Origin of the sequence: Bacillus sp. FSL R7-0166 (genome assembly GCF_038008935.1) — a bacterium.
GTDB classification, from domain to species: Bacteria; Bacillota; Bacilli; order Bacillales; family Bacillaceae; genus Bacillus; species Bacillus altitudinis.
In genome coordinates this window covers 947,120-964,300 of record NZ_JBBPAC010000001.1, presented here as the reverse complement: position 1 = coordinate 964,300, position 17,181 = coordinate 947,120, and the positions used below count along the sequence as shown (strand labels likewise).

The following is a 17,181-nucleotide window of genomic DNA, read 5'->3' as shown; positions in this document are numbered from 1 at the left end:
TTTTGTCATTTGTCTTGCCTTTGGCATGTTCACATGCTTTCACTCCTCTTCATTTAGTTGTTGATGCATTCCATTATTTCGATATACGAAATGTATACAACAAAAAAAGAGGCAACCAGCTGACTGGTACGCCTCTTTTATACATGATAAAAAGGCGCATGTTGACAAATACGCAACATACGCCTTGATTCATCCGATCAATTGGAACATACGAGTCCCTTTTCAATGACCAATGAAGGTGTAATTGTCACGTGAATCAACCCATTCATGCAGTTTGATTTCATTCTTCCAATGATGTTGCACATGACATTTCCTCCTTTTGGCTCTTGAATCTTTTTTTATCTTATAGTGGCTGTCACCATTTTGTCAATAAATATTTTTCAATAAATGAAATTTTCTAACAAAAAGTTCACACCCTTTATGTGTATCTTTTTCAGATATCGGGTATACCATGAACGTATAGACTCCTTTTGAAAGGAATGAGGACATTGTTTCAAGCTGATCGGATGGTCGTTGCGTTTGATGGACATGAAGACAGTAAGAAAGCATTAAAGAAGGCAATCGCTTTAGCCAAAACTTTGCATGCCAAGCTGACCATTGCCTACGCTCATGATGGGAAATCCAGCAGACAGGTGTTTGATGCACCTCGCCCAATGACTGGCGGCGCTTATATCGGAGGCGGCATGGCAGACCTTCAAACACCCCCTGTGTATGTACCTCATGATGAACAGCAAAGTCCCTTGATTTTTGAAGACCATACAGAAGAGGTCGTTGCAGAAGCAAGAATGCTGTTAAATGAAGAGCAGTTTGAAGCTGCGATTGAAATTGTTGAAGGGGAGCCTGCAGAAGCGATTATCGAATACGCTGAAGAGATTTCAGCAGACCTCATCGTCATGGGAGCACGTGACCAAAGCAGATTGAAAAAAATGCTCTTTGGCAGTGTGAGTGAAAAGTTATCGTCCAAATCAGATATACCTGTACTGATCGTGAAATAAATGTCATCACAAAAGGCTAAAATGAACTTTATTTTAGCCCTTTGTCTTCTTTTCAGCGTGATAGAAAACCTTTGCAGCCCTAGGAAGGACGAGTACTGGCGCGGAGCGAATTTGACATTCGTGAGCACCAGCACGCAGGACTGACACCGAATGCGAGGGTTTGTCTACACGCTGAAAGGCTGTAAACATTGGTTTACAGCCTTTTTCCTTTTACGAAGAAATAGATGCTTCGCTTTCATGCTTAATTTTTTTCTGGAACCCTTCCTGTACACGCTTCGTGATCTCCCCTGGAACACCTTCCCCAACTGGCTGACCATCTATCTCTACAATTGGAATCACTTCAGCTGTCGTTGAACTAATGAAAATTTCCTGCGCATGCAAAAGTTCGTCTTTACTCATGCGGGTTTCTTCCACACGACATCCTTCTTCCTGACAAACCTCTAGCAGCTTTCTACGTGTAATGCCGTTTAAAATCAGGTTATTTGCTGGGTGTGTACGAATGACACCGTCAATGACGGCATACACATTCGAGGACGTTCCCTCTGTCACAAAGCCGTCTCTTATTAAAATCGCTTCAAACGCACCAGCTTCAGACGCTTTCTGCTTTTCCATGACGTTATATAAAAGGTTTAAGCTTTTAATATCACATCTTAACCAGCGAAGATCTTCAGACAATAGAGCTTTCGCACCAGCTGTCTGCTCTTGAATAGGCTTTTTCACTTGAAATGTATATGCCGTAATCTGAGGGGTAAGTGCACCATATTGATGTTTACGAGGTGCGACGCCTCGCGTGACTTGAATATACACGCCACCATCAATCACTTGATTATCTGCGACTAGCTTCTTCAAATTCTCTTCCATATCGGATACTGTACCTTGCAGATGAATGCCGATTTCCTTTGCACTCTTGAATAGACGCTCAGTATGCTCTTTTAATGTAAACAAAGTTCCATTATATACGCGGATGACCTCATAGACTCCGTCGCCAAATTGATAGCCTCTGTCTTCAATATCAACATGTGCATCTTTTTTTTCAATAAAATCCCCATTGTACAATACTTTCATATGGAATCTCCCCTTCGCTTTGCTTAATGGTTGAATCTGATGCTATCTTAGCGGATAAATGTAAACGTTTCAATGATTATTCAGAATTATTTCATATCCATTTGACTGGATAACCTTCTATTGTAACAAATATAGATTCATAACCAAAAAGATTCCAATTTTTTAGCATCTTCTATATTCATAGGATCTTTTTTCCTGTATACTTACTCCATATGAGCACGACAAAAAACAGCGAAAAAAGACAGAATCCACTACGTGATTCGACACAAACTACTGATTTATTGGAGCGATTGTAATGCAACGGGTTACGAAAAAACAGACACCTTCAAACACGATGCTGCTCTCAAAGGCAATTGGTCTAGTCATTCTGACATTGATCCTTTTTTTCATTTGGGATATATCTAAAACCAATATGCAGGCAGCAGATCAACCGAATGAAGTGTCTGCGAGCAGTCCATTTCGAGACACAAGTACAAGTCTGAAAGCAAAAGATGATTCGCCAAAAACATTAGATGCACATTTTAAGATCAATCCAAACAAACATGTAACGGATCAAACGATCTTTTTGACCTTTGATGATGGCCCTTCTGCTACATCAAATCAGCTGTTAGATGTGCTAAAATCACAGCAAGTGAAGGCCACATTCTTTATGCTCGGGCCGCAAATCAAAGAACACCCAACAGCTGTGAAAAGACTTCATCAAGAAGGTCATCAATTAGGACTTCATGGCATCACGCATGATGTGAAACGCTTTTATCAAAAAAGTGATTCTCCTGTAAATGAGATGAAAGAAGATCAACGTATATTGGCTTCTGTTACTGGTGAATATACACATCTTGTGAGAACACCTTATGGCAGTTCTCCAAACTTAACAGACCAGCAAAAAACACGTTTAAAACAAAAAGGCTTTGTATACTGGGACTGGACCATTGACAGTCTTGACTGGAAATATAAAAGCTCAAAATATGTACCAGAAGTATTAAATCAGCTGCAGGTACTTGAAACCAAGTACCCGAAAGAGCCAAAAATCATCTTAATGCATGATCAGCCAGCTACCGCAAAATACTTAAACAGTCTGATCACACAATTAAAGGCGAAGGGCTACACGTTTGAAGTCCTTGATGAAACAATGAAGCCACTACAACAATAAAGCAAACCCGCACCTATTGGATGCGGGTTTTTTATGATTTATAAAGCATTCACAAGCTCGCCAATTCGTTCGTGAAAGACAAGATCAAACAGCGGATCGAATTCCGTTTCACTTAAATTCATCATGACCTTAAAGATGGAAGGATGATGAGCAGCATCTTCTGGAATATATCGGGCTGGTGCCACTTCTAAGGACGTTCCCATGACGAGTAGCATGTCCGTTTGCAGGAGCGATTTCTCCACTTGATCAAAGTGCTTCACCATGTCCCCAAAAAGGACAACATCTGTTTTAAGTACTCGTCCACATGTGCGGCCGTCTGATGAAATCCGCTCACAAACCGGCACCTCTTCTTGTAATAAATAAGGCAGTTCGTATGTTGACCCGCATGATGGACATGTAGCTGTTTGAATGGAACCATGCAGTTCATACACATGCTGGCTTCCCGCTTTTTTATGCAGACCATCGATATTTTGCGTGAAAATATCCACGCGTTTTCCTTGCTTTTCTAAATTGGCTAAAAAAGCATGTCCAGCGTTTGGCTCGTACTCTCCACTCATCTTCATTTGAAACAATTCTTTGAATTTCGGCCAAAATTGATGAGGATGTGATAAAAAGTAGGACCGGCTCATTGCCTCCATGCGAGAGGTATCTTCTGTCCATAGTCCACCTGTTGATCTAAAATCGGGAATTCCCGATTCTGTGCTCATCCCAGCACCTGAAAGGACCGTAATATGTGAGGCCTTTGATAATCTCTCTCTTAGCGCTGCCACTTTTGTTTGATCCAACCACCATTCCTCCTTTATTCACCGAGCTGTTTCTCACCTTTTTGTTTCATATAAATGGTCTGTCCAGGGAAAGCAAATTCTACCCCTTCTTCATGGAAAATATCAATAATGCGATAGTTAATATCCTGCTTAATATCCAGGTTTTCAGACCAAGCCGTTGTGTTTGTATAAAAGTTAAAGAATAAGTTTAAATAGCTGTCTGCCAGCACATCGAAATTCACCATTATCGTTTCCTTATGAACCCCATCATGCTCATAAAGCATTTGTTTCAGACGTTTGATGCACTTATCAATGTTTTCTTTCGGTGTATTGTAAGATACGCGAACAGAGAACGTAATTTGACGTTTATTCATTCTCGTCCAATTTGTGATCGGCTCCTTTGAAAGGGTCGAATTTGGCACGGTCACCACCGCTTCAGCAGGTGTTCTAAATTTTGTGCTTCGGAAGGTAATGTCCTCTACAGTCCCAAGTACACTTGGAGTCTCTACAAAATCGCCCATTGTAAAAGGCTTCTCTGTAATAATCACAATTCCTCCAAAAAAGTTCGCCACTGTATCCTGCGCAGCGAGCGCAAAAGCAAGACCACCTAGACCAAGCCCTGCCACAAGTCCGTTCACATCATAATTAAACTCTTGTGCAATGACGCTAATACTCAGTGCAATAATAATAAAACGAAGAACCTTTGATAAAAATGGCGCTAAAATATCATCCATCTCTAATTCAAATTTTGAATTCACTTTTTGAAATAAGAAGGAAGAAGCTGCGGTTAGATTACAAAGTCCCCACGTCAGCATCAAAATAATAGAGGATCTATACAATTTGACAATGACATCCATATGGTGCTCAAAGTATGGGGCTTGTCTTAACGCAAAATATAAACCTAGTGCCACAAAAAACAGTCTCGCAGGTTTTTCAAACGCTACGACAATTTGATTAATGACTTCGGTTTTAGACCGGTTTGTCAGCTTAAAGAGCAGGTGAAACAAGTATTTCGTAAATACTTTTCGAAGTAATAAAAAAAGCAATAAAATACAAAGGCTAATGCCTATCTGGATCGCAATATCGACTGTAAAATATGTATCCATCCATTTTTGTGTAAACATCTCTGTCTCTCTCCTTTAAAACAATCCTCTCTAGTTTATAATATAACCTTCGTTTATGTCCTCTCTTAAATGTCTGACCTCTATATAAAAAGCCTCGGGACCTATCCCGAGGCATGATGTTCAATTATGAAATTTTGGCTTGAGACATATCGACGGGCAGCAAACTACTTTTTCTTCTGAGCCTGATCAAGGAGAGTCGCTTTAAACATTTCAGCATCCGTTTCGGCCTTAATACGTTCTTCCACTCTAATTCTCCCTTTACCCAATCATCTCGCCTCCTTTTCATCATTATAAAACATCAGAATTTTCAGTCAACATGACGAAAGCACTAATATTTTGACGAACGCTGACGATTTGGACAAAATTGATCGAAGAAAAATTGATGTAATTCAGGTTTACTCAATCAAAGCTTGCTCTATTCCTGTAACTTTTCAAAATGATACATCAAGCTTTTTCGGTACATGAGGTTCCATGATAATACCGCGCTCTTCTTCTCCATATAGTAAAGAAGGAAAACCACCAAAGCATTTGATATGATAAGACCAGAACTTATGTCAGGGAGCTGGAGCAAGTGTATATTATCGCACATAGAGGGTCATCAAGCGCCGCCCCAGAAAATACAATCGCTGCGTTTGATGTAGCTGTCGAGCAAGGAGCAGATTATATTGAATTAGACGTACAAATGACAATGGATCAGCACGTCGTCGTCATCCATGATGATACCGTTGATCGAACGACGAACGGAAACGGATTAGTCAAAAGCTATACACTTGATCAGTTGAAAAAACTGGACGCAGGAAGCTGGTTTGACCAACAGTATACGAATGAACGAATTCCAACATTACAAGAAATTCTTGAAAGATACAGTCAGCGGATTGGGATATTGATCGAGATCAAACACCCAAAACGGCAGATAGGAATCGAAAAGGCAGTTGCCCGCATCATCAATCGGTTTGCCTATTCTCGTCATATCATGATTCAATCTTTTGATGTTCATGCACTGCAAAGAATCAAAACATTCGCCCCTTCTCTTCGCACAGCTTTGATTATAAAGCCTGATGCATTTAAACTAACGAAACGAAAGTTAACGACATACAGCTCGTTTGCAAATGGTCTTAATATGAAGAAAACGATGATCAATAAATGGTGGATAGATCGTATTCATTCATTCGGAATGGAAGTATTCATATGGACTGTAAAAGATCAAAAAACAGCGGATCGAATTAAAAAATATCCAATTGATGGTGTGGTAACGGATAACCCGCTATTTTTTCAAAAGGAGAAATGATGCAGATGAAAACTTATTTCGCCGTTTTTATCGGTGGATTGATTGGTACACTTTGCAGATATGAACTAAGCCAAACTGTCATCAGCCAGACATTCCCCTATGCAACGATGATTGAAAACATTTCTGGCAGCCTGCTTCTTGGTTTTGCGACAGGATACTTTCTATTTCAGAAAGCAAAAAAAGATCTTGCAGCTTTGATTGGAACAGGGTTTTGCGGCGGGTTTACGACCATGTCCACCTTTTCTAAAGAGACAGTTCTTCTGTTACAGGCAGGGCAGTTCAATTTAAGTATGATGTACATCCTGCTCTCAGTCATTGCTGGAGTAGCCGCTGCTTTAGCTGGCCTGATCCTTGCTGAACGGCTCTTTCATCAAAATAAGCAGCAGAAAGGAAGCAGATAAATGATTGTTTTTTATACAGCTGTAGCTGGAGGGATCGGCAGTGCATGTCGTTTCTTCATCAGCCAAACAATCCAGAAAACTCCATCCCATGCCCTTTTCCCGTACAGTATTATTTGCATTAATTTATTAGGTGCAGCCGGTTTAGGTTTTCTCACAGGCGCTGTAACGTCCAATCATCCACTGCTAGTGATCATAGGAACCGGTTTTTTTGGCGGCTTTACCACATTCTCTACGTTTAGTGTAGAATCTGCGACGATGCTGATGCAGCGTCAAATAGGAAAGCTTGCTGCCTATTTACTTGTGACAATTATCGGCTCTTTATGCATTTTTGCGGTGTTTTATCAAATAGGACAACTTCTGTTTTAAATATCTGTGATGGCAGCTAGGCTGATGAGCAGTTGATCCATCAGCTGGCGCTTCATTAAAAATAGTGTCTTCTCACTATAGCCGATTTCGATTGCACATTTTGCCATGCGCCAATCTCGAAAATACTTATAATCAATGAGCTGCTGCTCTATTTCATCCAATTCTTTTAAAGCCGTTTCAATACAAGCAACAATCAGTTCATACTGACTTTTCTGCTCTTCTAATTTTTGACGTGCCATATGATGATGTTGGAGAGAACTTCGCTTTTCAAGCTGTCTTTCAATATTTAAAATGGCCGCTTGATAGTTCTTGAAATTTTTTAAATGAAACTCAATACGTTTCATTGAGGTTTTTTTCTCCGTGATACTTGCTGTTTCATACCAGAGCATGTCCATCCCCCTTTTACGAACGTTTGTTCTTATTATATACGAACATACATTCTCAAAAAAGAGGCTAAATACCTAAAAAAACCTTGAGCTTATTTTTCGCTCAAGGTCATTTCATTTACTAACAGTGGCTCTTTTATATCAAGCCCTGTTCGTGTATTTTCTTTTACTGATGATGTGACGCCTTTTTTCAGGTCGATCTTTTTCACATAGCGTCCATCCATCTCCAAGACCTTCATCCGAATATCATCAAGATAAATGGATTGTCCTTCTCGGATATCAATGTTCTCATTTAAGATTAGCCCGCCTATCGTATCAATTTCTTCATCATGATATGACATTTCGATCAAATCTTGAACTTCCTCTAATCTCACTTTTCCATCTAATATATAATGATGCTCCGCTCTCTTTTGAATGACCGGCTGCTCATCTTCATCGAATTCATCTCGAATGTCTCCAACAATCTCTTCTAAAATATCCTCCGTTGTGACAAGTCCAGATGTCCCGCCATATTCATCCGTTAAAATCGCCATATGCATTCGATCGCGCTGCATCTTGACGAGAAGCTCTTGAATTGGAATCGTGTCAATCACTTCAATCACTGGATAAATATAATCTTGAAGCTTCAGTTGATCTTTTTCTCCTAGATACACAATATCTGCAAAGAGCTGCTTTTTGTTGAGCATGCCAATGACATGGTCTTTATCCCCTGAAAACACGGGGAAACGTGTGTACTTTTCCTTTGTCATGATCGCCAGTATTTCGTCTAACGGCATATCTTCTGGAATCGCACAAATTTCTCTTCGCGGTATCATAATTTCTCTTGCGATTCGATTATCAAAATCGAATATCTTGTTCATATAATTATACTCTGATGAGTTGATTTCCCCATTTTTTAAGCTTTCAGATAATAAAATCTTTAATTCCTCTTCGGAATGGGAATGTTCTTTTTCAGACCCCATATCGATACCCATCATTTTCGTTAGTACACGGGCTGACCCGTTCAACACATAAATGAAAGGGTACATAAGGATATAAAATGCATGCAGCGGTCCTGACAGCCAAAGCGTCATTTTTTCTGCCTTTTGTATGGCAAGTGTTTTTGGTGCAAGCTCGCCAACAACTACATGCAAAAAGGTAATAATAGAGAACGCAAGTGTTGCTGAGATCAGGCTGATTGCTGAATCAGGAATGTTTGTCAAACCAAAACCTCGAACTAAAAGTTCTTTTACTGCCGGTTTACCGATCCACCCTAAACCAAGGGATGTCACTGTAATACCGAGCTGGCAGGCTGACAAATATTCATCTAGCCTTGATGTCACCTTTTTCGCCATGATAGCCTTTTTGGACCCTTCGGCAACAAGCTGATTAATTCTTGAACTTCTCACCTTTACAATGGCAAATTCAGATGCAACAAAGAAAGCTGTTAAAGCAATCAAAACTCCGACTATACTCAGATTAACAATATCGTCCATTTAACCTTGCTCTTTCTTAGAAGAACAAGGAGTCACCTCCTGATTGATGATGTTGTCTTTTGCAAAACGGTTAACTGATTAAATAAGACTACTTTGAGGGCCCCACTTAACCACCTCCGGTTCACGTAAAATCCGTCTCTCTACATATATATGAAACGGTATTCATTTTATCTTACCATAAATAATCTGAAAATTCCTGTATCGCTACAGTATTTTAGAGATGATAACCTAAATTGATGGAAATGCCCTTTGTTTCTTCATATTGGCAGGAAATCTGAACAATTATCTTGTATTTCAGACTCGAATTATATTAAACTATTTTCATAAACTATAACGTGACGGTTAGGAGGAGATGTTCAGATGGGGCTGAGAAAAAGTATCGTATTGGTGAACTAGCACAGATTGCACAGGTGACGAAACGAACTGTAGATTATTATACGAATCTAGGGTTGCTTGCGCCTGTTAGATCTTGCTCTAATTATCGTTATTACGATGAACATGCTTTAAAACGATTACAATTAATCGTTCTTTGCAAACAGCAGAGATTGGCTCTTTCTGACATCAAATCCAGATTAGATGAACAATTCCCTTCTCAAAAGGAAGAACATGACGAACTTGTCCATTTAACCTCTGATATCGATCGGATGAATGAGCATATGGACCGCATTTTGGCACGTTGTAAGCAGCTTCAGCCAGAACAACGTGAAAAACTAAAAGAGCAGCTTACTCCTGAAAAAATGACGGCTGTCCAATCATTTTTACTGCTGTTAAGTTAAAATTTTTACTAAACAGGAGGTGTTACCTTCGTTCTCAAAGTCAGAACGAAGGCCTTAATTGGACATAGTGAATTTACTCATAGTTGCTTTACTTATAGCTTTAACCGCGTTTTTCGTTGCATCGGAGTTTGCGATCATTCGCTTAAGAAGCTCAAGAATTGATCAATTAATTGCAGAAGGTAATAAAACAGCAGTTGCTGTCAAGCACGTCACGACTCACCTTGATGAGTATCTGTCGGCCTGTCAGCTCGGTATTACCATTACCGCCCTTGGGATTGGTTGGTTAGGGGAAGAAACAATTGCGCACATGCTTGCTCCACTATTTGTAGAGCTGTCGATTCCTCAATCAGCCAGTCATATTGTCACTTTTATTATTGCGTTTAGTATTATGACGTTTTTACACGTCGTGGTTGGAGAGCTTGCACCAAAAACACTCGCCATTCAAAAGGCTGAGCAAGTGTCCCTTCTATTTGCTAGACCGCTTATGATTTTTTACAAAGTGATGTTCCCTTTTATCTGGGTGTTAAATGGATCTGCTCGTTTATTAACGAAAGCATTTGGTCTTCAACAAGTATCTGAGCATGACATGGCGCACTCTGAAGAAGAATTGCGGATTATTTTATCAGAGAGCTATAAGAGCGGCGAGATTAACCAGTCTGAATTCAAATATGTGAATAAAATTTTTGAATTTGATGACCGTCTGGCGAAAGAAATTATGATTCCTCGTACCGAAGTCGTCAGCTTCCCTCATGATATTACGATTGAGGAAATGCTGAAAGTGACAAAGGTCGAGAAATATACACGTTATCCAATTGAAGATGGCGATAAAGACAACATCATCGGTGTTGTGAATATTAAAGAAGTACTCACTGCATGTATTAGTGGTGAATGTTCCACAAGTGATACGATCGAACATTTTGTAAACCCGATTATTCATGTAATTGAAACAGTTCCTGTTCATGATCTACTGCTTAAAATGCAGCGTGAGCGTGTACACATGGCCATTTTATCAGATGAATATGGCGGTACAGCAGGACTTGTAACGGTTGAAGACATCCTTGAAGAAATCGTCGGTGAGATTCGTGATGAATTCGATATTGATGAAATCAACGAAGTGCGTAAACTGGGAGAAGACCACTATATCTTTGATGGAAAGGTCCTTGTAGATCAAGTTAACCTGCTACTAGGTATTCAGCTTGATAACGAAGAAGTCGACACAATCGGCGGCTGGTTCCTTACACAAAAATATGAAGTCGAGAAAAATGACGCGATTCGTGAACAAGGCTATGAATTTATCATTAATGAAGTCGATGGACACCATGTGGCATACATCGAAGTCAAAAAACTAAACGAACAACTATTAGAAGCAGCTGAAGAAGGCGCTTCTTAAGAAAAAAACGACCCTTGCCTTAGCAAGTGGTCGTTTTCTTTATCCCTTTTCGATTAACTTAGCTTCAAGTTCTTTGATTCTTGTGTTTAATACTTCTGTCATCGCACCTAATCTTTCTTTTGGCGGCAGATGATCAAATTCAGACAGCTCAATCGGTTCACCAATGATTAAGCGCATTTTCCCCTTCTTAAAAAGGCTTTTTGCATTAGAAGGTCCTTTGTACGCTGCTGGTACGATTGGTGATTTGCCGAGCTGCGCAATCGTAACGGCCCCTCTTTTTAAAGGAACATCTTCTGTTGTACGTGTTCCGCTTGGAAAAATCCCAACGATTTTCCCCTCTTTTAATAATTTAATGGGCGTTTTAATACTGCTTGGCCCAGGATTCTCTCGATCAACTGGAAAAGCATGAATCTTCTTTAAAAATCCGCCGATCCATTTATTTGCAAACAATTCTTTTTTCGCCATGTAGTGGATCTCAAACGGAAGAATTCCTGCGCCTAATGCAAGAACATCCACAAAACCCTCATGCGTACAAGCAATGACAAACCCCCGGTCTGTTGGCAGATTCTCTTTTTGATATACTTTGATTCCGCCTCGGAGAGCAAAAAATGCTTTGACGGTATAGCCTGAAAATTTATACATAGTGCACTTCCTTTGTTTGAAGAATGAAGGATTTGTTTCTATTATAACAAATTTTTTATTACCTGGTACTAAAAATTTTCTCCTGCTGATAAAATAGAGACGGTTCACTAAAATCATCTTTTCACTTAAGATGACCGCTCCTTCTGTATTCAAGCATGTGTTTTTAGGAAAGAATAGAGAAAGAAATGTGTCCAAAATTGTCGTTTTTTGAGTTTTTTTCCTGATTTGTTCTATTGAAAACACTTTATAAATGATGCAAATTTCGCTATGATAAGGAGAAATGATTTTGATTCGGTGAAAGAGATGAGTAATGTACGGCCTATGAGAAGTTTCGTGCAACTTTATGCCTTTCTTATGCGTGTATAACATAGAGGGGAGAAAAATCAGTGACGATCGATGAAATTTATCAAATGTATATGAACGATGTTTACAGGTTTCTGCTCTCCATGACAAAAGACAAACATTTGGCAGAGGACTTATTGCAGGAAACCTTTATGCGTGCTTATATACATATTCATTCCTACGACCATAGCAAAGTGAAACCTTGGTTATTTCAGGTGGCACGAAATGCTTTTATTGATTATGTCAGGAAACATAAAAAAGAAGTGACCATATCGGATGATCTCATTGGCGGCCTTTTACAAACGTCTGTACAAAGTCCTGCTGAACAGATTGAAATAAAAGAAGTTCTCAACATGTATTTGGAGCAACTTCCAGATAACTACAAGGAAGCGTTGACATTGTATTATTTAAAAGAACTAAATTACAAAGAAGCATCCAAGGTCATGAATATTACTGAAGCAAATTTTAAAAGTGTTTTATTTCGTGCAAGGCAGCGCCTAAAAGCACTATATAACAGAGGTGTTAATGATGAATGAAGAGTTTAATAAGCGATGGGAACAATATAATAATGGCGAGATGAACGAGGAAGAAATGATGGCGTTTGAAGAAGAGCTGGAAGAAAATGAAAAACGCTTAAGCCAAGAACTGAATGACTCAGATTGGACAGACTTCTCCATCAGTCCTGAAAAACAAAAAGCCATTTTACAATACGGAAAAAGAAAGTCCTATTTACGTATTTCTGTGCTTGCTGTTATATCTACATTGATTATTTTACCGCTTTGTACACTAGGTAGTTATCTATACTACGGCGTTGGCGGAGCAGACAGTAAAGGCAATCATTTTATGGAAACGGCCGCTGTAACAGTCGCCCTAACAAAACCGAATGTCGCCATTGATATGAAGGATTTAAAAGGGCAAGTCAAACTATTTGGTATGAACACAGAACTTAAGCTGCAAAAACAAATTGGCAATAAAACAGAAGCCATCGGCAGTGAACAAATCGAAATGTTTTTCGATAAATTAAAGCAGCCTACGATCTCTTATTATGGCGACAGCGCACGTAATACGGAGGATTTCTTTACGCACCCTTCGTCTCAGGCAGATACATCTAAAAAACAAACACTCACTACTCTAGACAAGCTACCTGAAGGAACAGTGAGTGAAGTGTATGTATCCTATGACAAAGCATACACACCGAAAGACGTGTATTCATTTGCTAAAAAATATGATATGAAAGTGCTTTGGAATGCGATCAAAACAGAAGATTCATTAAGTGGAAATCAGCGTCCAATCGGTTTTCCCGGGAAAGACTCTGAATTTTTAAAAGAGCTTCAGCACACATCAAAAACAGAGGTTGATCAGTTCAAAGATGCCCTCGCCTATGTCAACCAGCATCCATCCTGGGCAAAAACGATCTCTGGCAGACCTGAACTTGACCTCTCTAACCGAATACGCTATATCAATCAAAATGGTGTCACGGTTTACGGTTCTGTTGTCACAGGTCCTTCTAAAGAAATAGAGAAATTTGTGAAGACAAAACGCATTAAAACGGCCAAAGTGAGCGAGGTGGAATTATGGAATTGGTAAGAATTTTTAAAGAGCATAATGTGTTTGGCTGGATTTCGGTCGGCACCGCTATTTTATCGCTGCTCATGCTGAACCTCGCCATTATCAGCAATGTGACATTTTATTCGTTTCAAATGCTTCCTTTTGCAATGGCCGCAGTTCCATTCGGTGTGATTGAACTGTTCATTAAAAAAGGCCGCACTGGACCAGGTTTCCTAGGCGTCGTTCTGAATATTTTTGTCATCGTTTGTGTCTATGCGATCGTCTCCATTGATGTCGATCTTCAATTAGGTTTTTAATACTAAAAAGCCAGTCATACTTGACTGGCTTTCAGATTGTTGACAAAGGGCTAAAATGTTGTTTATTTTAGCCCTTTGTCTTCTTTTCAGCGTGACCTGAAAACCTTTGCAGTCTATGAAGGACGAGTACTGGAGCGGAGCGAATTTGACATTCGTGAGCACCAGCGCGCAGAACTGACAAAGAATGCGAAGGTTTGTCTACACGCTGAGCCAGTCATACTGGCTTTTTCTGTACACTCTTATTTTTTGTTTAATTCGGAGTGCTTTCTTGAATATAAGAAATAGACAACAAGCCCAATGGCAAGCCAGATTAAGAAACGAACAAATGTGATGGTGCCAAGCTTATAAATGAGCAGTCCGCAAGATAGAATAGCCAAGATTGGAATGAGCGGCACTGCGGGGCATCTGAATGCTCTCGGTAAATCAGGTTGTGTTTTTCTCATGACAATGACAGCAACTGAAATCAAAATGAAAGCTGAAAGTGTTCCGATGTTCACTAGACTTGCCAGCTCATCAAGCGGAATGAATCCACCCATTAATGCTGACAATGTTCCAAAGAAAAGAGTATTGATATAAGGTGTTTTATGTTTTGGATGAACCTTTGAAAGAACCTTTGGTACCAAGCCATCACGAGACATGGCAAACATGACACGTGTTTGGCCGTACAGCATGACAAGCATGACCGTGGTCATCCCTAAAATCGCCCCAACATCTACAATACCCGCCACCCAATTTTGACCGGCTACTTGTAAAACAAGAGACACTGGATGGGATACTCCCTCAAAGTTCATAAATGGAACAATGCCTGTCATGATGGCACTGACTACCACATACAACACGGTACAAATCAATAAGGAAGTGATGATTCCTCTTGGCAAGTTGCGGGATGGATTTTTTGTTTCCTCTGCCGCAGAAGCAACTGCATCAAATCCGATAAATGCAAAGAATACGAGAGCTGCTGCACTTAACACGCCTGAAGTTCCAAAAGGAACGAATGGTGTCCAGTTTTCAGGTTTTACATATTTCACAGCGACTAAAATAAAGAGCAGAATCACCGCAATTTTCATAATGACCATAATGTTGTTGACTCGTTTTGATTCTTTAATACCGAAGTACAGCAAGAAGGTGATGATCATTAAAATAATAAATGCAGGAAGATTAAAATATGTCACTTGACCCTTTAAACCACCTGGTGCTGCTGTTAATTCAACCGGTATATGAATCCCTATCCCATTTAAAAACGACACAAAGTAGCCTGACCAGCCTGCTGAAACGGCACTAGCGGCTAGCATATATTCTAATATCAAATCCCAGCCAATGATAAACGCTAAAAATTCTCCCATAGATGCGTACGTAAATGTATAAACAGATCCTGATACTGGCACTGTGGAAGCGAATTCCGCATATGACAATGCCGCAAATAAACATGCAAGACCTGCAATCACAAATGATAAAACAAGTCCTGGTCCTGCTGTGACGGCGCCTGTACCTGTCAGTACAAATATCCCTGTACCGATAATCGCTCCAATACCAAGCATCGTTAAGTCAAATGAACCTAATTCCTTTCTTAACGCTTTTTCCCCTTGTGTTGCCGCAATTAGCTCTGAAATGCTTTTCTTTCTAAACAACGAATTGCTCATACCATCACTCCCAAAACTTAGTATCCGTCTAAAGACGCCACCACTTCGTAATTCACTTTATTTTCTGAATATTTAGATTTAATTTAGCGCAATAAATTAGTGGCGTAAAATTATTATATATGAAAATTAAAAAATGAAAACACTTTTTTTCAAAATAGAGTGAAAATTCTTATTTATCAACAAAATATTTGTCAATCATCAGGGTAGATTTTCTTCAATCTTTATTTAAATCATAGCTTGGCTTCTTCTATTTATTATACAACATACAAAATTATACTTTTTTGATATAATTTTTATAAAGTGAAAATAAAATTATTCTTTTGATAACTTGTCTTCACTTTTGCTTATTTAAAAGCCTTTAGACTCATAGAGAGCTATGATAAAGGACTGATTGAGCTGCGCAAACGATATACAAAAAAAGAGACTGCCTAGTAAGCAGTCTCTTAAGATCCATTATTAGTTTACAAATGTCTTTGCGCCAAGGTAAATTGGCTTCCAATAGCTTGAAGTCATATCGCTGATCGTCACACCATCAGAAGCAGCGTGGATAAACTTGTTGTTCCCAAGGTAGACACCCATGTGAGATGGGCCAGATTTATAGGTTGTAAAGAAGACAAAATCTCCAACTTTAGGTGTTGAGACGCTTTTCATTGATCCCCAAAAACCTTCAGTTGTTTGTCTTGAAATCTTTGTTTGTTTGTTAATGATATACCACATAAAACCGCTGCAATCAAAGCCTTTCGGTGTCGTTCCACCCCATTTATATGGTGTACCGTTTTGTGCTTTCGCATCTGCTACGAGTTTAGACGTGTTTAAAGAAGAAGTAGCAACTGTTTTTTCTTTGACAGGTGTTGGTTTCACTTTGGATGTCTTTTTCACTTTCAGCTTTTGTCCAATTTTAATCAGGTCTGTTTTGAGTTTATTTAACGATTTCAGCTCTTTCACTGTCATTCCATATTTTTTGCCGATTTTAGATAAAGTATCACCTTTGACAACTTTATGAGTGGCTGTCGCTGAAGACGCTTTTACTTTTGTTGTTGTTTTTGATGTTTTCGTTACCTTTTTTGAAGAAGTACCATTCACTTTTAAAGTTTGTCCAACATAAATCGTGTTAGATTTCAACTTATTGTCTGATTTAATCTTACTCACGGTTGTTTTGTATTTTTTCGCTAGAACAGAAAGAGAGTCACCTTTTTGAACCTTTACTGATTGTGCTGAGGCAGCTCCGGCAAATAATGTCGTCCCAAGTAGAACTGCACTTGCAGCTGTGATCAATTGTTTTTTCATTTGTTCCTCCTGTATGTATCTATCGTGATCCGAATTTTTATCTACTTTCTATTATAAGGATCGAATACCAGAAGAAATAGTCTTGACTTCCTACGACATTATGCTTATTAATTCGGCAAAAATTATTTTTTTTTAGGGTTCTTTTTATTTCATTTTTATTACACAATCATGACAAAACAAATGCATCTTGTCATAGATAAATCATACATTCATTTCTCTTTTTGG

General features: G+C 39.1%; 19 protein-coding genes. 10 read left to right on the top strand and 9 right to left on the bottom strand.

Going from position 1 to position 17,181, the window contains the following annotated elements; translation table 11 throughout:
* Positions 1 to 488: 488 nt before the first annotated feature.
* Positions 489 to 995, top strand: a complete 507-nt coding sequence (locus NST01_RS04905) for a universal stress protein (RefSeq protein WP_008348950.1) — start codon at positions 489 to 491, stop codon at positions 993 to 995.
* Positions 996 to 1,205: 210 nt separating this feature from the next.
* Here the strand turns inward: NST01_RS04905 and dat are convergent, their stop codons facing one another.
* Positions 1,206 to 2,060: a D-amino-acid transaminase gene (gene dat, locus NST01_RS04900; RefSeq protein ID WP_008348952.1), complete on the bottom strand. Its 855-nt coding sequence runs from the start codon at positions 2,058 to 2,060 to the stop codon at positions 1,206 to 1,208.
* Between the two features lie 295 nt (positions 2,061 to 2,355).
* On the opposite strand from dat, the gene NST01_RS04895 reads away from it, so the two are divergent.
* Positions 2,356 to 3,210, top strand: coding sequence for a polysaccharide deacetylase family protein (locus NST01_RS04895; RefSeq protein ID WP_008348955.1), 855 nt, complete (start codon positions 2,356 to 2,358; stop codon positions 3,208 to 3,210).
* A gap of 38 nt (positions 3,211 to 3,248) precedes the next feature.
* On the opposite strand, the gene NST01_RS04890 is transcribed toward NST01_RS04895, so the two are convergent.
* From NST01_RS04890 to NST01_RS04880, 3 genes are all read right to left on the bottom strand, one after another.
* A complete protein-coding gene (locus NST01_RS04890; protein WP_373368002.1) occupies positions 3,249 to 3,980 on the bottom strand; it encodes an NAD-dependent protein deacylase in 732 nt (243 codons plus the stop codon).
* A gap of 29 nt (positions 3,981 to 4,009) precedes the next feature.
* Positions 4,010 to 5,098 (bottom strand): mechanosensitive ion channel family protein, encoded by a 1,089-nt coding sequence (locus NST01_RS04885; protein ID WP_017360337.1) that lies wholly within the window; start codon positions 5,096 to 5,098, stop codon positions 4,010 to 4,012.
* Positions 5,099 to 5,262: 164 nt separating this feature from the next.
* Complete coding sequence (locus NST01_RS04880) at positions 5,263 to 5,364, bottom strand: YhdX family protein (protein WP_017360338.1); 102 nt, start codon at positions 5,362 to 5,364, stop codon at positions 5,263 to 5,265.
* Positions 5,365 to 5,669: 305 nt separating this feature from the next.
* On the opposite strand from NST01_RS04880, the gene NST01_RS04875 reads away from it, so the two are divergent.
* The 3 genes from NST01_RS04875 to crcB (NST01_RS04865) are packed head-to-tail and all read left to right on the top strand — an operon-like array spanning position 5,670 to position 7,153.
* Positions 5,670 to 6,386 carry a glycerophosphodiester phosphodiesterase gene (locus tag NST01_RS04875; protein WP_060780927.1) on the top strand — a complete coding sequence of 239 codons (717 nt, stop codon included), beginning with the start codon at positions 5,670 to 5,672 and terminating at the stop codon, positions 6,384 to 6,386.
* Positions 6,386 to 6,787 (top strand): fluoride efflux transporter CrcB, encoded by a 402-nt coding sequence (crcB, locus tag NST01_RS04870; protein ID WP_060780926.1) that lies wholly within the window; start codon positions 6,386 to 6,388, stop codon positions 6,785 to 6,787. Before NST01_RS04875 ends, crcB (NST01_RS04870) begins: the two co-directional genes overlap by 1 nt.
* The gene (gene crcB, locus NST01_RS04865) at positions 6,788 to 7,153 is read left to right on the top strand and encodes a fluoride efflux transporter CrcB (RefSeq protein ID WP_060780925.1); all 366 of its coding nucleotides are present in this window, start codon (positions 6,788 to 6,790) and stop codon (positions 7,151 to 7,153) included. It abuts the gene before it with no gap.
* Here the strand turns inward: crcB (NST01_RS04865) and NST01_RS04860 are convergent.
* Complete coding sequence (locus tag NST01_RS04860; RefSeq protein ID WP_017360342.1) at positions 7,150 to 7,542, bottom strand: hypothetical protein; 393 nt, start codon at positions 7,540 to 7,542, stop codon at positions 7,150 to 7,152. The genes crcB (NST01_RS04865) and NST01_RS04860 overlap by 4 nt on opposite strands.
* An 89-nt stretch (positions 7,543 to 7,631) precedes the next feature.
* Positions 7,632 to 9,014 (bottom strand): hemolysin family protein, encoded by a 1,383-nt coding sequence (locus NST01_RS04855; RefSeq protein ID WP_341041593.1) that lies wholly within the window; start codon positions 9,012 to 9,014, stop codon positions 7,632 to 7,634.
* A 335-nt stretch (positions 9,015 to 9,349) separates the two neighbouring features.
* Between NST01_RS04855 and NST01_RS04850 the strand changes: the two genes are divergently transcribed.
* Complete coding sequence (locus NST01_RS04850) at positions 9,350 to 9,790, top strand: MerR family transcriptional regulator (RefSeq protein WP_076821966.1); 441 nt, start codon at positions 9,350 to 9,352, stop codon at positions 9,788 to 9,790.
* A gap of 58 nt (positions 9,791 to 9,848) precedes the next feature.
* Positions 9,849 to 11,180 (top strand): hemolysin family protein, encoded by a 1,332-nt coding sequence (locus NST01_RS04845; protein ID WP_007497105.1) that lies wholly within the window; start codon positions 9,849 to 9,851, stop codon positions 11,178 to 11,180.
* Between the two features lie 39 nt (positions 11,181 to 11,219).
* Here the strand turns inward: NST01_RS04845 and NST01_RS04840 are convergent, their stop codons facing one another.
* Positions 11,220 to 11,822, bottom strand: a complete 603-nt coding sequence (locus NST01_RS04840) for a lysophospholipid acyltransferase family protein (protein ID WP_017360344.1) — start codon at positions 11,820 to 11,822, stop codon at positions 11,220 to 11,222.
* 386 nt (positions 11,823 to 12,208) lie between these two features.
* Here NST01_RS04840 and NST01_RS04835 point away from each other — a divergent pair, with 386 nt between their 5' ends.
* From NST01_RS04835 to NST01_RS04825, 3 genes are read left to right on the top strand one after another with little or no spacing between them, the layout of a single operon-like run.
* On the top strand, positions 12,209 to 12,700 hold the full coding sequence (locus tag NST01_RS04835; protein ID WP_008348979.1) for a sigma-70 family RNA polymerase sigma factor: 492 nt from the start codon (positions 12,209 to 12,211) through the stop codon (positions 12,698 to 12,700).
* On the top strand, positions 12,693 to 13,751 hold the full coding sequence (locus NST01_RS04830) for an anti-sigma factor (protein WP_024719964.1): 1,059 nt from the start codon (positions 12,693 to 12,695) through the stop codon (positions 13,749 to 13,751). The genes NST01_RS04835 and NST01_RS04830 overlap by 8 nt, the downstream gene beginning before the upstream one ends.
* Complete coding sequence (locus NST01_RS04825; RefSeq protein WP_008348984.1) at positions 13,739 to 14,029, top strand: hypothetical protein; 291 nt, start codon at positions 13,739 to 13,741, stop codon at positions 14,027 to 14,029. The genes NST01_RS04830 and NST01_RS04825 overlap by 13 nt, the downstream gene beginning before the upstream one ends.
* A gap of 239 nt (positions 14,030 to 14,268) precedes the next feature.
* Here NST01_RS04825 and NST01_RS04820 read toward each other — a convergent pair whose 3' ends face one another.
* A complete protein-coding gene (locus NST01_RS04820) occupies positions 14,269 to 15,669 on the bottom strand; it encodes an amino acid permease (protein ID WP_008348986.1) in 1,401 nt (466 codons plus the stop codon).
* Between the two features lie 456 nt (positions 15,670 to 16,125).
* Complete coding sequence (locus NST01_RS04815; protein WP_008348987.1) at positions 16,126 to 16,956, bottom strand: C40 family peptidase; 831 nt, start codon at positions 16,954 to 16,956, stop codon at positions 16,126 to 16,128.
* Positions 16,957 to 17,181: the final 225 nt, after the last annotated feature.

Bases quoted from the DNA above. Each gene is read 5' to 3' on its own strand.
- NST01_RS04860 (WP_017360342.1), bottom strand. From the start codon at position 7,542: ATGCTCTGGTATGAAACAGCAAGTATCACGGAGAAAAAAACCTCAATG.
- NST01_RS04830 (WP_024719964.1), top strand. From the start codon at position 12,693: ATGAATGAAGAGTTTAATAAGCGATGGGAACAATATAATAATGGCGAG.
- NST01_RS04820 (WP_008348986.1), bottom strand. From the start codon at position 15,669: ATGAGCAATTCGTTGTTTAGAAAGAAAAGCATTTCAGAGCTAATTGCG.
- NST01_RS04855 (WP_341041593.1), bottom strand. From the start codon at position 9,014: ATGGACGATATTGTTAATCTGAGTATAGTCGGAGTTTTGATTGCTTTA.
- NST01_RS04840 (WP_017360344.1), bottom strand. From the start codon at position 11,822: ATGTATAAATTTTCAGGCTATACCGTCAAAGCATTTTTTGCTCTCCGA.
- dat (WP_008348952.1), bottom strand. From the start codon at position 2,060: ATGAAAGTATTGTACAATGGGGATTTTATTGAAAAAAAAGATGCACAT.
- NST01_RS04895 (WP_008348955.1), top strand. From the start codon at position 2,356: ATGCAACGGGTTACGAAAAAACAGACACCTTCAAACACGATGCTGCTC.
- NST01_RS04885 (WP_017360337.1), bottom strand. From the start codon at position 5,098: ATGTTTACACAAAAATGGATGGATACATATTTTACAGTCGATATTGCG.
- NST01_RS04825 (WP_008348984.1), top strand. From the start codon at position 13,739: ATGGAATTGGTAAGAATTTTTAAAGAGCATAATGTGTTTGGCTGGATT.
- crcB (WP_060780925.1), top strand. From the start codon at position 6,788: ATGATTGTTTTTTATACAGCTGTAGCTGGAGGGATCGGCAGTGCATGT.
- crcB (WP_060780926.1), top strand. From the start codon at position 6,386: ATGCAGATGAAAACTTATTTCGCCGTTTTTATCGGTGGATTGATTGGT.
- NST01_RS04815 (WP_008348987.1), bottom strand. From the start codon at position 16,956: ATGAAAAAACAATTGATCACAGCTGCAAGTGCAGTTCTACTTGGGACG.